This is a genomic window from Tropicibacter sp. Alg240-R139, assembly GCF_900537075.1.
In the GTDB taxonomy this organism is placed as follows: domain Bacteria; phylum Pseudomonadota; class Alphaproteobacteria; order Rhodobacterales; family Rhodobacteraceae; genus Falsiruegeria.
The window spans coordinates 58,874-73,717 of sequence record NZ_UNRA01000004.1 but is presented as its reverse complement, the minus strand read 5'-3'; the positions used below and the strand labels follow the sequence as shown (position 1 = coordinate 73,717).

The window sequence follows — 14,844 nt, the reverse complement described above, 5'->3', positions numbered from 1 at the left end:
TCGACGTCGGTAGAAAAAAATCAGAATTAAAGGATTCTGTGCGTCGATTGCACAAGCCTTGGCGTCAGGCAAAGTTCACCTAACGGCGGTTCCCACTTCTGTTCGTGAATGGCGGGGAGACAGGGATTCGAACCCTGGGAACGCTCTCACGTTCAACGGTTTTCAAGACCGCCGCATTCGACCACTCTGCCACCTCCCCGCGTGCGACGTGATTTAGGTCCTCCCCACAGTCGACGCAAGCTGAAAATGGGGAAAACTTGCCGACCGATGCGCTGCGGACTTTCATTGAAAGGCCTGTCGCGTTATGATCATGCCAAACAAGCTTAGAGCTTGATACGCGGGCAAACGACCGGACAACCGGCGCAAGGGGTGCAAAAGACGCCCAAAACAGGCAAGGAACACGACATGACCTACGGGGCTGAACGACGGACAGAACCACGCAAGTTGCCGAAACGACTTGTTTTGTTTGCGGCGACACTTGGCATCTTGGCCGGCTGTGAAGAAGGGCCCAACATGTCCTTTTTGCAACCCAAGGACAAGGAAACGACGACCGAAGAAAGCGGGCAAAGCACCCAGCTGATCGAACGCGACGTCGAAGCGCCCGAAGTGTTCGAGGTGACAGAAGCCGGTCTTTGGGACGGTCGACCGTCGCTTGGCGGTGTCTGGGTGGCCCATGCTGACGTGACCGAACCGGAACGCGTCATCATCCGCAACGCCTCTAACGGCAAGTTTGTGATCGGCGCCCTGTTCCGCAGGGCGCGTGAAATCCCCGGCCCGCGCATTCAAGCCTCGTCTGACGCCGCAGCTGCGCTTGGCATGTTGGCCGGTTCTCCGGTTGAATTGCACGTGACCGCACTGCGCCGCGAGGCTGTTGAAGAAGCTCCAGAAATTGACGCGACCGAAGTGGCCGTCGTCGAGCCGGAAGCGGAGATTTCGGAAGCAACGTTGGATCCTATCGCTGGTGCAGCCGCTGCGATCGACGCCACGGTTCCTGCTACGGCGGAGGCCCCAGTCGTGACTGCCTCGGCGTCTGCCGCAACCCCAGCGCCCAAACCCAAATCTTCGTCGCTGTCCAAGCCGTACATCCAGATCGGCATCTTCAGCGTCGAAGCCAATGCCAACCGCACTGCCGATCAAATGCGCAACTCTGGTATGGTTCCGACCGTCCTGGCGCAAAAATCGAACGGCAAATCCTTTTGGCGGGTTGTCGTGGGCCCGGCGCAATCCACTTCAGAACGGACGGCCCTGCTCAAGCAGGTCAAGGAAACCGGGTTTTCTGACGCCTATGCTGTCACCAACTAAGGAGAGCTGAACTCGTGCTGTCGTTGCTCCGCACAACTGCTGCTGCGCTGACCCTGGCGCTTGCAGCCCTGCCCGCCCATGCCTTTGACACCAAGGCCACAGCGGCCTATGTCCTGGATCAAAGCACCGGCACGGTCTTATTGGCCAAAAACGCCGAAGAGCCACTGCCGCCCGCGTCCATGTCCAAGCTAATGACGCTTTATGTGGCGTTTGAGGCGCTGCGCGACGGTCGGTTGACGCTGGATGAGCGCCTGCCCGTCTCACAGCACGCGATGAACTATGGCGGCTCGACCATGTTTCTGAACACACAGGATCGCGTCCGGGTCGAGGATCTGATCCGTGGCATCATCGTGCTGAGTGGCAACGACGCCTGCGCCGTAATCGCCGAAGCCCTCAGCCCCGATGGATCTGAGGCCGGGTTTGCGCGCTACATGACCCAACGCGCCAAACAATTGGGGATGGATAACTCGACCTTTGCCAATTCCAATGGCTGGCCAGCAGCGGGACATCGGATGTCGGTGCAGGATTTGGCTATTCTGGCCAATCGGCTGATCGCGGATTTCCCTCAATACTACCCCCTTTTTGCCGAAACCGAGTTCGAATTTGACGGGCGCGCGCCATCAAACACCCGCAATCGCAACCCGCTCTTGCGTTTGGGAATCGGCGCGGATGGCTTGAAAACCGGCCACACGCAAGAAGCTGGATACGGCCTTGTTGGGTCTGCCAAACAAGCGGATCGCCGCGTGATCTTTGTGATCTCGGGCCTCGACAGCACGGCACAACGCGCAGAGGAGGCGGAAGCCATCGTTAACTGGTCGTTTCGCCACTTTAGCCAAAAAACCATCGCCAAGGCCGACACCCCCGTCGCCCAGGCCCAAGTCTGGATGGGAAGTCAACAATCGGTAGGTCTGGTGCCGGCAGAGGACCTAAGCCTACTTCTCCCGGTTCTGTCGGATAAAGAGGTTCAGGCCGATGTGGTCTATGATGGCCCGCTCAACGCCCCAATCGTCAAAGGTCAGCAGTTGGCTGAACTGGTAATCAAACCCGAAGGTCTACCTGAAATGCGGCGTCCGCTGGTGGCTGCGCAGGACGTACCTATCGGTGGTTTTGTTGTGCGCATGAAAACGGCGGCGAGCCTGTTGATCAAACAATTCACTAACGGTCCTACGGGGGCAATGTGACAATTCCCCAAGGTCTGTTCCTGACATTCGAGGGTATCGACGGGTCAGGAAAATCCACCCAAGCGCGGCGTTTGGCCGACCACCTGCAGGCTCAGGGGCGTGACGTTGTGCTGACCCGCGAACCCGGCGGTTCGCCCGGGGCCGAGGAAATCCGCCGTCTGGTTCTGGAAGGCGATCCCGATCGCTGGTCTGCCGAAACCGAGATCCTGCTCTTCACCGCCGCGCGCCGCGACCATCTGGAGCGTACAATCCTGCCTGCGCTGGAAGCGGGTAAAGTCGTGATTTGCGACCGATTTGCTGACAGCACCCGCATGTATCAGGGCCTGTCACGTGGCGATCTGCGCGCGCTGGTAGATCAATTGCATGGGCTGATGATCGGGCGCGAACCGGACCTTACGATCCTGGTGGATATGGACCCCGAAACCGGCCTTAGCCGCGCCAAGGGCCGACAGGGCACAGAAGAGCGGTTCGAAGATTTCGGGCCAGAGCTGCAACGTAAGATGCGTTCCGGATTCCTTGGACTGGCGGACGAATTCGCGAGCCGCTTTCGCGTGATCGACGGCAACCGGGACATGGACGCCGTCGCGCGCGATATTGCGGGCGTTGTGGAACAGGCTCTGGTATAGAGCGGACATGAGCGACGACCTCCCTTCCCCGGATCAAGCGCCCGGTGCACCACACCCGCGTGAAACCGCGCAACTGTTCGGCCAGGATGCGGCGCAGACGGCGTTTCTGGATGCCTTCAACTCGGACCGCCTGCACCACGGCTGGCTTCTGACCGGCCCTCAGGGTGTCGGCAAGGCGACGCTGGCCTGGCGCATCGCGCGGTTCTTGTTAGCCACGCCGCCGGTGGGTGATGGTGGCCTGTTTGGCGCTCCGCCTCCGCCAACAACTCTGGACATCGGCCCGGATCATCCGGTGGTGCATCGCATTCTGGCGGGCGCTGAACCGGGATTGGCCTCGATCACACGCTCGGCCAATGATCGCGGCACCATGCGGGGTGAAATCGTGGTCGATGACGTTCGCAAGCTGGGCCGCTTCTTTGGCCTTTCATCGGCTGATGGCGGGCGCCGCATCGTGATCGTCGACAGCGCCGACGAGATGAACACCAGTGCGGCCAACGCCCTGCTCAAGATGCTCGAAGAGCCGCCCGCGCGCACCACGCTGTTGCTGATTTCGCACCAGCCCTCGCGCCTCTTGCCCACGATCCGCTCGCGTTGTCGCACCCTGCGGCTGTCGCCGCTGGATGCGACCGACATGCAGGCCGCCCTTGCCCAAACCGGGACCGAGCCGCCCGCCAACCCCGATCACCTTGCCGCTTTGGCATCGGGTTCGGTTGGTGCGGCCCTCAGGCTGATCAATCTTGGCGGGTTGCAAATGTACGCGGAACTGATCGCCATTCTGGGCACCATGCCCCGTCTGGATCGCGCCCGTGCGTTGAAACTGGCCGAGGCCGCCGCGCAGCGCGGCGCGGCCGAGAAGTTTGAACTGCTTCTCAATCTCATCGACATTTCGCTGGCCCGCCTTGCGCGGACAGGTGCCACCGGCCAACCACCGGAACCACAAGCCGCTCTGGGCGAGGGCGAGGTGCTGCTGAAGCTGGCGTCCGACCCGCAACGCGGGCGCAAATGGGCGGAAATTGCCGCAACGATCACGGCCCGTGCGCGCCATGGTCAGGCGGTGAACCTTGACCCCGCTGCACTTGTCCTAGATACGGTTTTCAAGATGCAGGAAACCTCCAGTTGGGGCTCATGAGCGACCACCAGATCACACCGGAAATCACCGATAGCCACTGTCACCTCGACTTTCCTGATTTCGAGGGGCAGTTGGATACAATCATTGCAAACGCGGCAGAAGCTGGCGTCACCCGCATGGTGACCATCTGCACACGCTTGCGCAATGAGCCATCAGTGCGCGCCATCGCCGAAGCCCACGCGCCGGTGTTCTACGCCGCAGGCACGCACCCGATGAGCGCTGCCGAAGAACCGATGGCTACTGTCGACCAGTTGGTCGCCCTATCGGCGCATCCGAAATTCGTAGGCATAGGTGAAACAGGCCTGGACTATCACTACACGGCTGAAAGCGCCGAGGTGCAGAAACAAAGCCTGCGCAACCATATCGAAGCCGCACAGCGCACTGGCCTGCCGCTGATCATCCACGCCCGCGCCGCTGATGACGACATGGCCCTCATCCTGGCCGAGGAACACCGCAACGCGCCCTATTCTTGCGTGATGCATTGCTTCTCGTCCTCTGCCGAATTGGGCAAAGCGGCGCTTGATCTGGGGTTCTACCTGTCGATGTCGGGCATCGCAGCCTTTCCCAAAAGCCAGGAACTGCGCGACATCTTTGCCATGGCCCCGGTCGACCGCGTTCTGGTTGAAACCGATGCGCCTTATCTGGCCCCCCCGCCCTATCGAGGCAAACGTAACGAACCTGCTTATACTGCACATACCGCCCGTAAGGGTGCAGACGTGTTCGGCATGGATTACGCCGACTTTGCCGCGCAGACGCAGGCCAATTTTGACCGGCTGTTCTCAAAGGCCGCCAATCACAAGGCAGCCGCATGACAAACGAGCTGCGTTTCACCATCCTGGGCTGCGGCTCGTCCGGCGGCGTACCGCGCCTTGGCGGTCATTGGGGCGATTGCGACCCCGCCAATCCGCGCAATGTACGCCGTCGCTGCTCGATGCTGGTTGAACGCGAAGGGCTAGAGGGCACGACAACCGTGCTGATCGACACCACACCGGATATGCGCAGCCAGTTGCTGGATGCGGGCACCGGGCGGTTGGACGGGGTGGTTTACACCCATTCGCACGCCGACCATGTGCATGGCATCGATGATCTGCGCATGATTGTTTACAATATGCGCGCCCGTGTTCCCGTCTGGGCCGATGGCGACACGCAGAACGCTCTGCTGTCGCGGTTTGGGTATGCCTTCATTCAGCCCGAAGGCTCGCCCTATCCGCCAATCCTGGATCTGAAAACAATCGGCGGCCCGTTTGAGATTGACGGACCCGGCGGCCCGATCACCTTTCGCCCCTTCAAGGTCGGTCATGGTTCGATCGACAGCCTGGGGTTCCGTATTGGCGATCTGGCGTATCTGCCGGATGTGGCCGAGATCTATGACGACTCATGGGCCGAGCTCGAAGGGCTGGATTGTTGGATCTTGGATGCCCTGCGCCGCACACCACACCCGACTCATGTGCACTTGGATCGCGCGTTGGAATGGATCGAAAACATGGCACCGAAACGCGCCGTGCTGACCAACATGCACATCGATCTGGATTATGCCACGGTCAAGGACGAAACCCCTGACCATATCACACCGGCCTATGATGGCATGGTGATCCGCTACAGTTTGTAACCCAAGCAGCAAAAGACGTCGCATCCCATGTTTCAAAGCCTGATCGACGTCATCCTGCCGGTTTTTCTGGTCATCGGGGCGGGCTACACCGTCACCCGCGCCGGGTATTTCAACCAAAGCCATATCGACGGGCTGATGCGGTTCACGCAAAGCTTTGCGATCCCCTGTCTGCTGTTTCGCGCTATTGCATCGCTGGATCTGTCGGCCAGCTTTGACCCGCGCTTGCTGGCGAGTTTCTACACCGGGGCAGCGCTCTGTTTCATCGCAGGCATGGCCGGAGCACGGTTGATCTTCAAGCGGGATTGGGAGGATGCGGTTGTCATCGGCTTTTGTTGCCTGTTCTCGAATTCGGTCTTGCTGGGCTTGCCGATCACCGAACGTGCCTATGGGGCAGACAATCTGACCGGTAACTACGCAATCGTCGCCTTTCACTCGCCTTTTTGCTACGGCGTCGGAATCACGGTAATGGAAGTGATCCGTAATCGTGGCAATGGTGGAACCAAAATGGTGGGATCGATCCTGTCCGCCATGTTCAAAAACGTGCTGATCTTGGGGATCGCCCTGGGGTTTATCGCGAATTTGACCGGGCTGGTGATGCCGCAAGTGGTGGATGACGCGCTTGATCTGGTGATCCGCGCGGCCCTGCCCGGCGCGCTTTTTGCGCTTGGTGGCGTGCTCGTTCAATATCGGCCCGAGGGCGATATGCGCACGATCCTTTTTGTCTGCTGTATCTCGCTGATGGTGCACCCGACGCTGGTTTGGATTTTTGGCAAGACGCTGTCGCTGCCGCAGGATCTGTTCCGCTCGGCGGTGCTCAATGCCTCGATGGCGCCTGGGTTCAACGCCTATATCTTTGCCAATATGTACGGGCGCGCCAAGCGGGTGGCGGCGTCATCGGTATTGATGGCGACCGGGGCATCGATCCTGTCGGTCTGGCTGTGGCTGACAGTCTTGGGATAGTCCAGCCTTCCGCGCCTGCGCGATTTCGACGTCATGCAGCGCTTGCCTTCGACGGTGCCGCGCCTCGCCGCAGGCGAGGCGCCCGGCGCAACGGGAGGAGTGTCCCGCAAGGGACAACGACGACGGGCGGGAGCGCCTTGGAAACCCGCACATCGACCGAAAGATCAGAACCCGGCCACCCGCTCTGCCAACCAATAGGTGGCCACGCCGCCAATGGCATAGCCCATCACCAACGTCCCGGATGAAGTTGGATCGCGTAGAATCGCGGTCACCCTTGGCGCCACTCCACGTAAGACGGCAAAGAGCGTGAGAATGACCGCAACAAAGGCCAGCTGTCCCGCTTCGACCCCGACGTTAAACGCCAGCAACGCCAGCGGAATATCCCCTTGTGGTAGACCGATCTCGGCCAACGCTCCGGCAAACCCCAGCCCGTGCAGCAGGCCAAAACCAAAGGACAACAGCCATGGGTATCGTTCAGTCAGTTGATCCCCGCCACGTCGGCGACGCAGAATCTCAACCGCCAGCAAGACAATGGACAGCGCAATAACCGCCTCGACCGGGGGCGATGGCACCCGGATCAGGTCCAAGGTGGCCAGTGCCAATGTCATCGAATGCGCCACCGTAAAGGCAGTGACCGCCCCCACCAGCCGCCAGGGATCACGGATCAGTACAAGTAGTGCAAAGACAAAGAGCAGATGATCGAACCCTTCGAGGATGTGATCAAAGCCAAGGGCGACATAACTGGTAAAAACCTCCCACCCTGTCATGTCCACAGGCACGTTGAATTCGGTCTGATCCGCCGTGAGCCGTTTGGACAGGGCCTGACCATCTGGCCCGGATAAACGGACCAAAACATCTGTGCGTGTCGCTTCCAGCCCTTTGATCACGATGGGCTGTCCGGCCAATCCACCGGGACACAGCGCCACCCATTGCGACACCCAAGCCGCGCCGTCGAACTGTGGATCACCTTCGGCCTGCCTCGGTCCGCAGTTGGGTGGCAAAATCGCGTCGATCGCCATCGGCTCACTCTGAACGGTTGGCTTACGCCAAAACACTTGCCACGCGTCGCCTTCCAGATGCTGTAGTTGCAAATAGCCAGGGTCCAAGGCATGGGCCTGCGCCATCCCGGTCCAGACCCACAACGCCATTATTGCGGCCAAAAGCTGTTTCATTGCACCACCAGCGTGTTCAGGTCGTCATCGGACGGAGTCTCGACCTCATAGGCTGTCAGCAACGCCTTGAACTGTGCCGCGGACAGGGCGTTGGCCTGTTCCCGGCGCCAATCGAATAAAACTTTGTCTTCGACCTCGGTCAGATCGGGCAGTCGGGGCGGCTCTGCTGCGCTCACCCGGATCAAATGGATGCCAAAACCGGACCGCACCGGGCCGCTCCACTCACCAACAGGTAATTCCATCAGCGCCTTTGAAAATCCACGTCCAAAGCCGCCATCAATCTGAACAGGAGCGGACGCGGGCACCTCGGTCGGCAGCATCGACGCGGTTCCCATGGACAAGGGCTCTGCTCCGTCGCGCAGTGCACTCAAGGCAGATTTTACGTCACCCTCGGTCGGGTTGCTGCCAAGCATTACCTGCTCAAACGCGAGCGTTCCAGATCGTTCGAACCGATCGGCGTTGGCCTCCAGATGAGCTTGCAATACTTGCGTTTGGGGGGTCAGGGCCTGGGCTGCGCTATCTGTCAGAAACTGCATCTTCTGGCGCAGACGATTGCGGATCACCCCATCGCCATTGTCCAACCCAAGCGCCAATGCCTCGCGCACCAAAACCTCCTCGCGAATGCGGGCCTGGATCAACCCGTCCAGCTCTTCGCGAGTCGGTGGCCTGTTCCAGGCCTGGCTGTATTGTTCGACAAGCAACCTCGCTTCGGCAGTGGATATCTCGATGACCCCGTCATCGACCGCTTCCGGCTCAGGCTCGGCCACAGCTTGGAAATAGATGAACAGGCCAATCGCCAAAAGTCCAAAATGTACAATAGGTTCGCGTAAAATCCGACGCATGAACTCTTTCTCCCCAGAGTCGCTCTTGCGATCAGTTTTGCCTCTGGAGAAGAGACACGCAACAGGCGCCTTCGGCTCAACATTGACAAGTGCGCAGTGCAGGACATTTATGGCACAACGCCAGATGGAGCCGCCGAACATGTCCCCTTTGCCTCGCCAGGCCCTGATTGTCTCGCATGGGCAACCCTCTGATCCCGCCCCGGCTGAGGTCACGCTGAAAAAGCTTGCGTTGAACATTGCGGCCCATCTGCCCGATTGGCATATTCAGTCGGCGACGCTGGCCGCCGACGGTCACCTGGAAAAGGCGCTAACACCGTTATCCGCTGGCGCGCTGGTCTATCCAATGTTCATGGCAAAAGGCTGGTTCGTCACGTCTGCCCTGCCAGAACGACTTGGTGACACGCAAGTCACCGTCGTCGACCCACTGGGTCTGGAACCGTCGTTGCCAGATTTGGCGGCTCAGGCTCTGCGAACGGCCGCAGAGACGGCAGGATGGCCGCTCGCCCAGACCACAGTTCTGCTGGCCGCTCACGGTTCGGGCCGTAGCCGGAAACCCGCACAGATGGCACAGAATTTTGCCGATGCCATCGCGACGCGCCTGGCACTGGCTGACATTCGCGTTGGATTTGTCGAAGAAGAGCCCTTTGTCGATCAGGCCGCCACAGGATGCGGCCCTATGTCGATTTGCCTGCCGCTCTTTGCCTGCCCTGGATTTCACACAACACAAGATGTGCCGGAAGCACTCGAAAAGGCGAGTTTTTCGGGAAAACTTCTGCCTGTTCTGGGCGAGGCACCGGGGATTCCTCGCCTTATTGCCGACAGGCTGCAAAACCATCACAGCCCGTCTGAGTGACTTTGTTTTTTAGTTGCCCGTAGGTACCGCAGGAAAGGCGGGGAGTGCAGCAGTGCCTGTCTGAGCCGGAACACCGGTCATCGCAGCGGACAAGACGGCGATCCGGTCAGGCGTTTGCCCCAGAACCGTTGCCCCGCTTTGGGCGGCGTTGATCGCCATTCGCATCCATTCGCTGGCAACGTTGGCTGGCCCCTTGGCGGCACCAAAACCCTCGCGCAAGTGGTGGCTGACAATCTCGCCATAGCCGAGCTGCCCGGCTGAGGCCAACAACACGCCCGAAGCCATCGCCATTTCAGCGTCATCGGTGCGATAGCCTACTCCCAGACACACCTTGCCGCCAGACACCAATTGATCCATCGGCTTACCGGAATTGCGTAGGAAGGATGAGCCATCTGCAATCACTTCACTGGGCGACTTGCTGTCAATCCCGACCATCTGCGGCGCCATGGCCTGCGTCAGGCCCTGGCATTGTGCCTCGATCTGCGGCGCCGAAAGGTTGGGGATCGTCGCCTCGATCCGCGAGCTTTCAGCCATAGCCTGCGTGCGGGCCAGGCAGAACTGCTCATTCAGCGCAAATTCTGCATCCGCAACGTTGCCGCCTGCGGTCAGTCCACCGTTGGCGGCGGTCAGGACGTTGATTTCGTTGCAGTGTTCGTTAGCGGAACGCGTTTGTTCACCAAACGTGAAATCGGGCAAGGCGCCTGTGTTGGCGCGTGCCGGAACTGTATTCTGGGTTGGCGCAGGTGCCGTGGCCTGCTGGACCTGCGGTTGTTGAACCTGCGGCGTTGGAATGCCCAACTGTTCGTCGCGATAGGTCCGCAGCAAGCCCTGCTGTCCCTGGCTGGCCAGGATCTGATTGTACGGCGCGACATGGGCGCTCGCCTGCGCGCGATGGTGGCTGTTCAACAAAAAGCTGCGTTCCGCGTCATCCAGGCGACCGTCGATGGAATAACCCATGTCTGACTGATAATTCGAGATACCCGCGCGCGTCTTGCGCCCGATAGATCCATCCACGGTTCCCACATTGTAACCAAAATAGTTCAACGCGGATTGCACGTTTCGGTTTTGCTCTCGTTGCGCAGCTGAAATCCCTGTCGATCGGGTAGATGTCCGCGCCCGGGTTTGTTGCTGTTGCTGCTGCTGTCGCTGCCGGGCTTTGTTTTTGTTGACTTCGTTGATGATGAGCCCACCCAGGATGGCACCGCCAATCAGAGCTGCCGCTTCATCGGCTCGCGCCTCTTTGGCTGGGGCCAGAACCAGACTGGTTGCCACGAGAGTGGCACAAACGCTTTTGGTAAACATAACAATAACCTCGTCGATCCCGACAAGAGTCGCACGTTGGCTGAGCCTGCAGGGATCTTTGCTAATGGAATTTGAGCCCTTGATCCAACAAGCCGAACAAACGGACACCTCATTGTCAAGGTTGAGACCTGCCCAAACCCGGATTTCACATCAAATGTGAACATATCAGGGCTGTTAGCACAAGGCTGTGTGGCTGCTCGCTGGCCAGTTCCCGCGCTTCAATCGGCAGAAGCACGCCTACGATGAAGCCCCCTGGTCAAGCTGCGCGGCCTTTCGGCCTTGCGTCCTGCGGACGGCAGGGGGCCAGGCTCACGCGGGCTTTGCCCGCGTGAGCCTGGCCCAACGGGAGGAGATGTTCCGCAAGGGGCATCGACGACGGGCGGGAGCACCTCGCCTTTTCATACCGCTAGCGTTGCCTCAAAGTCAGATCAAGAAGGTCATCGGCCTGCATGTCGGGCTGTGTCTCATATTGTCCCAGCGTCTGTGCAAACCGGTCCAAACCTGCACGCAACTGGGTTTGCCTCGACAAGGTCAGCTCCTCTTTGAGCACGTTCAAGGCCGTTTGCCGGGTCTCCGCCCCGATGTCCGCCACCAAGGTGTCCAGCGCCGTTCGGTACGACAAAAGATACACCTGCTGCTGACGCCGCATCTCTTCAATTTCGGTTACGTGCTTTTGTACCTGCCGGTCAAAGACCTCACTCTTGCGACCCGCCCTTTGCAGCGACACGAGCATGCGGATGTTTGCGGCCTTGTTATTGATCGCGCGCGCGTTTTCAACCAGAGCTTCGGCAAAAACCGTCCCCGCCAACAAGGTCGATCGCGCCATTTGTTGCTGTGCGATCTCAACCTGATCGCGATTGCGGCGCAGGTCCAATTGCAGATCCGTCAACGCCCCACGCCTGCGCGGGTCGGGTTCGGCTTCGATCAAGCCTGACAGCAATTCGGCCGGATCTGCCTCTCCGTCCCCCTCGGTTCCTTTTGCGCGCGCAATCCATCGGTCGCGAATGTCGGTCAGACGCGCCTCAGACGTGGCGATGTAGGTCGAGATCACGAACCGCGCCCCGAAACTGTCCCCGCGCAAGGGGCGGCCTGTACGTACATCGAACGGTGGATACTCGGTGCGCTGCGCGGAATAAATCTGATCCTCACTCGACAGAACCGACCCGCCTCGCGTGACAATCCCGCCCACCTGTCCATGTGCTCGCCCCAAAGCATTCAGGCGAAAGGGTTCCAGCATCAGTTCTTCTGCGTTGCCGTATACGTCGTACATGCCCAGCGGATTGGGACGCCGCAACCCCACCGGATTTAGCCGCCCGCGCCCGGCCCCTGCCCCCTGGTGAATCGCATAGTCCCGCATCTCGCCGTCATCAAAAAAGGTCAGATCCGAAAACCGGTTGGCGTCGATCACAGCCCCACCCCGCGTAGCATATTCCCATTCCGTTTCCGTCGGCAGACGGACATAACCCTTTGCCCCGTCTGCCGTGGGCAGCGTTTCGGCGGCATTGGCATAAAGCCAAGCGGTATAGTTTTGCGCCAGGGTGACCGCGTCGAACCAGCTAAGACCGCCACGCGCAATCCGGTCCTGTCGCGCGACCGGCGCACAATCCCCCTGAAGCGCGCGAAACTGGCCTTGTGTCAGTTCATACCGGCCAATGTAGAAAAAAGTGGTGCCGGCTAGGTCATCCACGAAAGGTCCGCGCAAAAAGTCATCCCGCAGATATTCGGCATACCCCGTCTGGTCCAGCGATTGCCCCAATCGCACCCGCCGATCCGCCAGCGGATCCGAGGCATCAAGCGGCACAGCCACTTTTTGAAACGCCATTTGCCCCCCACAAGGCATGGGCAAAAGCAGATCGGCAGTGGGCTCTGTTGCGGGATCATATTGTTCAACCGGCCAATCCTCGGACGTCTCAGCCGATGCAAGTGCAGGGAGCATCATCAGAGCAATCAAAGCCGCACGCATCACGTAACCTCTCGCAACACTGTCGCTGGGTCGATCCGCTGCACGGACCAGCCTGCAATAGCCGATACGCATAGCAACAACACCATGACCGCAGCCCCGATGCCGATGGCTTGGCTCGGCGCGATCAGCGTTAACGCCGCGCCCTCGGGCAAACCGCTGCCGAACAGGTTTTGCGCGATCCGGCCTGCCAAGTGATACCCGATCCAAGAGATGAACAATCCCAAAGCACCCGTCACGGCTGCTTGCACCACAGGGAAAAACATCAACTTCCTCCCAGTTACGCCAACCAGCGCGATCGAGGCCAACACGCCTTTTTTGCGCGCCACATCGCTCCAAAAGGCAAACCCCAATGCCGCCCCCAACCCGACCGAGGCCAAGCCTGCTGTCAACCCAAGCGCAAGTGTCAAGTTGCGGCCCAAACCCAACAAGCCCTCAACCTCGCGGGTGCGGGCCAGGGTTGCGACACCCAGATGGTCCTCAAGCCGGGCCTGTAGTGGGGCCAGGTTATCCAGGCTATCTGCATAAACTCGTACGCCCCCGTAACTTGGCACCCGCTGGTTCAACGACTTCGTGCCCACGATACCATGATCTGGCAGCTCATAGGCGTCGTAAAAAGCTTCGATCAGATCGAGAATTTCAAATGGGGCCAGCACCGCTCGCCCTGCGAGCGCTTGTTCGGGCAGCACAAAGCCCACACGTGCGTCAAGCACCAGTTGCCGGGGGCGGTCTTCGGCTTGGGTGATGAGCTGCAAGGACGCACCCGTTGTCAGGTTCAACTGCCGCGCCAACGCTGCACTGATCGCAAGGCTATCCTGGGCCAGGGCCGCACCTTTTGGCAAAGTCGGGTCCCCCGTGCCCGAAGGGATCACCAGTGCTGCCGCCAACCGCTTACCTTCTACGGAGCGGACGTTGACATAATCGAACTGGCTGCGAACCTTGGGGGTCGCAAACGCCACACCGGGCCAATCGCGGAGTGGGGCGACGTCAGCTTCGGTAAAAGTGGTGTTGCCTGCCGTGTCGATCTGACGGCTGGCCGGGTCGGCCAGCATTTCGTTCAGCAGCACCGCATAGACGCCGTTCTTGACCCCAAAGAGCAACAGCAAGGGCACCAGAACCCCGACCAGTATCGCCGTGTTGCACATCAAAAAGAACCTGTCCCGGAACAGATCGCGAAGGGCGAGCGAGACGATCAACATGGACCCGCCTCTAACCGGCTCACCACTGGGGGACCTGCCTGCACCTCCAGATTTCTGCGAGCAATCCCGTGACGCGCCATCCGGTCCAGATCATGAGACGACAGGATCACACCGGCCCCCTGCTCGGCTGCAATGTCCAGGAACAGTGCCAACACCTCGTCGGCGCTGGTGGGATCAAGCGCCGAAGTCGGCTCGTCCGCGATCACAATCCGGGGGCGATGGGACAAGGCACGCGCAATGGCAGTGCGCTGTCGCTGCCCGATGGACAGCGAGGCAGGGTATTGCCCCGCCTGATCGCTCAACCCCAAACGGTCCACCAAAGAGGCGCACCAGCCCGGATCGGGTTGCTCGCAAACACGTTGCGGCAGTGCGATGTTATCGGCCACTGTCAGAAAGGGCAGAAGACCGCCAGATTGCGGGACAAAGCCGAAGAGCCGCCCACGCATCTCAGCCAGCCGTGGATTGCGCGCGCCATCCCGCCAAAGCGCAGCCAAATCTATATCATCGACACAGTAACTGTTTACTGCCTGCGGTGCGCGCAACAGACCCAACATTTCCAGGATGAGGGTTTTGCCCGACCCACTGGCCCCCGTCAGCGCCAACGCCTGCCCGGTTTCAAGTTGCAGTTCTGGTACGTGAACCTCAAACTTTCGGTCCCCATCTGACAGGCTGATCTGCCCGTCAACCATGTGCAACCCCGCGCTCATCT

15 protein-coding genes and 1 tRNA gene are annotated in these 14,844 nt (G+C 60.1%); 9 read left to right on the top strand and 7 right to left on the bottom strand.

Annotated features, from left to right (window positions below; genetic code table 11):
• Positions 1-109: 109 nt before the first annotated feature.
• Positions 110-199 (bottom strand) — tRNA-Ser (locus G6R15_RS16060).
• A gap of 206 nt (positions 200-405) precedes the next feature.
• Between G6R15_RS16060 and G6R15_RS16055 the strand changes: the two genes are divergently transcribed.
• Genes G6R15_RS16055 through G6R15_RS16025 form a run of 7 tightly spaced genes read left to right on the top strand, consistent with a single transcriptional unit; the run spans position 406 to position 6,807 of the window.
• Positions 406-1,302, top strand: a complete 897-nt coding sequence (locus tag G6R15_RS16055; protein ID WP_164660998.1) for an SPOR domain-containing protein — start codon at positions 406-408, stop codon at positions 1,300-1,302.
• A gap of 14 nt (positions 1,303-1,316) precedes the next feature.
• Positions 1,317-2,483 carry a D-alanyl-D-alanine carboxypeptidase family protein gene (locus tag G6R15_RS16050; RefSeq protein WP_164660997.1) on the top strand — a complete coding sequence of 389 codons (1,167 nt, stop codon included), beginning with the start codon at positions 1,317-1,319 and terminating at the stop codon, positions 2,481-2,483.
• Positions 2,480-3,109: a dTMP kinase gene (gene tmk / locus G6R15_RS16045; RefSeq protein WP_164660996.1), complete on the top strand. Its 630-nt coding sequence runs from the start codon at positions 2,480-2,482 to the stop codon at positions 3,107-3,109. Before G6R15_RS16050 ends, tmk begins: the two co-directional genes overlap by 4 nt.
• Before the next feature lie 7 nt (positions 3,110-3,116).
• A complete protein-coding gene (locus tag G6R15_RS16040; RefSeq protein ID WP_164660995.1) occupies positions 3,117-4,238 on the top strand; it encodes a DNA polymerase III subunit delta' in 1,122 nt (373 codons plus the stop codon).
• Positions 4,235-5,050, top strand: a complete 816-nt coding sequence (locus G6R15_RS16035; protein ID WP_164660994.1) for a TatD family hydrolase — start codon at positions 4,235-4,237, stop codon at positions 5,048-5,050. Before G6R15_RS16040 ends, G6R15_RS16035 begins: the two co-directional genes overlap by 4 nt.
• On the top strand, positions 5,047-5,847 hold the full coding sequence (locus tag G6R15_RS16030) for an MBL fold metallo-hydrolase (protein ID WP_164660993.1): 801 nt from the start codon (positions 5,047-5,049) through the stop codon (positions 5,845-5,847). Before G6R15_RS16035 ends, G6R15_RS16030 begins: the two co-directional genes overlap by 4 nt.
• A 27-nt stretch (positions 5,848-5,874) precedes the next feature.
• Positions 5,875-6,807, top strand: coding sequence for an AEC family transporter (locus tag G6R15_RS16025; protein WP_164660992.1), 933 nt, complete (start codon positions 5,875-5,877; stop codon positions 6,805-6,807).
• Positions 6,808-6,971: 164 nt separating this feature from the next.
• Here G6R15_RS16025 and G6R15_RS16020 read toward each other — a convergent pair whose 3' ends face one another.
• Positions 6,972-7,979: a HupE/UreJ family protein gene (locus G6R15_RS16020; protein WP_164660991.1), complete on the bottom strand. Its 1,008-nt coding sequence runs from the start codon at positions 7,977-7,979 to the stop codon at positions 6,972-6,974.
• Positions 7,976-8,821 (bottom strand): peptidyl-prolyl cis-trans isomerase, encoded by an 846-nt coding sequence (locus tag G6R15_RS16015; RefSeq protein WP_164660990.1) that lies wholly within the window; start codon positions 8,819-8,821, stop codon positions 7,976-7,978. The genes G6R15_RS16020 and G6R15_RS16015 overlap by 4 nt, the downstream gene beginning before the upstream one ends.
• A 109-nt stretch (positions 8,822-8,930) precedes the next feature.
• Between G6R15_RS16015 and G6R15_RS16010 the strand changes: the two genes are divergently transcribed.
• On the top strand, positions 8,931-9,674 hold the full coding sequence (locus tag G6R15_RS16010; protein ID WP_240336785.1) for a CbiX/SirB N-terminal domain-containing protein: 744 nt from the start codon (positions 8,931-8,933) through the stop codon (positions 9,672-9,674).
• A gap of 9 nt (positions 9,675-9,683) precedes the next feature.
• Here G6R15_RS16010 and G6R15_RS16005 read toward each other — a convergent pair whose 3' ends face one another.
• A complete protein-coding gene (locus G6R15_RS16005; RefSeq protein WP_373456017.1) occupies positions 9,684-10,763 on the bottom strand; it encodes a peptidoglycan-binding protein in 1,080 nt (359 codons plus the stop codon).
• 36 nt (positions 10,764-10,799) lie between these two features.
• On the opposite strand from G6R15_RS16005, the gene G6R15_RS16000 reads away from it, so the two are divergent.
• On the top strand, positions 10,800-11,051 hold the full coding sequence (locus G6R15_RS16000) for a hypothetical protein (protein WP_164660988.1): 252 nt from the start codon (positions 10,800-10,802) through the stop codon (positions 11,049-11,051).
• A gap of 331 nt (positions 11,052-11,382) precedes the next feature.
• On the opposite strand, the gene G6R15_RS15995 is transcribed toward G6R15_RS16000, so the two are convergent.
• Genes G6R15_RS15995 through G6R15_RS15985 form a run of 3 tightly spaced genes read right to left on the bottom strand, consistent with a single transcriptional unit; the run spans position 11,383 to position 14,842 of the window.
• On the bottom strand, positions 11,383-12,939 hold the full coding sequence (locus tag G6R15_RS15995; protein ID WP_164660987.1) for an SUMF1/EgtB/PvdO family nonheme iron enzyme: 1,557 nt from the start codon (positions 12,937-12,939) through the stop codon (positions 11,383-11,385).
• Complete coding sequence (locus tag G6R15_RS15990) at positions 12,939-14,135, bottom strand: ABC transporter permease (protein ID WP_164660986.1); 1,197 nt, start codon at positions 14,133-14,135, stop codon at positions 12,939-12,941. The genes G6R15_RS15995 and G6R15_RS15990 overlap by 1 nt, the downstream gene beginning before the upstream one ends.
• On the bottom strand, positions 14,129-14,842 hold the full coding sequence (locus tag G6R15_RS15985; protein WP_164660985.1) for an ABC transporter ATP-binding protein: 714 nt from the start codon (positions 14,840-14,842) through the stop codon (positions 14,129-14,131). The genes G6R15_RS15990 and G6R15_RS15985 overlap by 7 nt, the downstream gene beginning before the upstream one ends.
• Between the last annotated feature and the right edge of the window lie 2 nt (positions 14,843-14,844).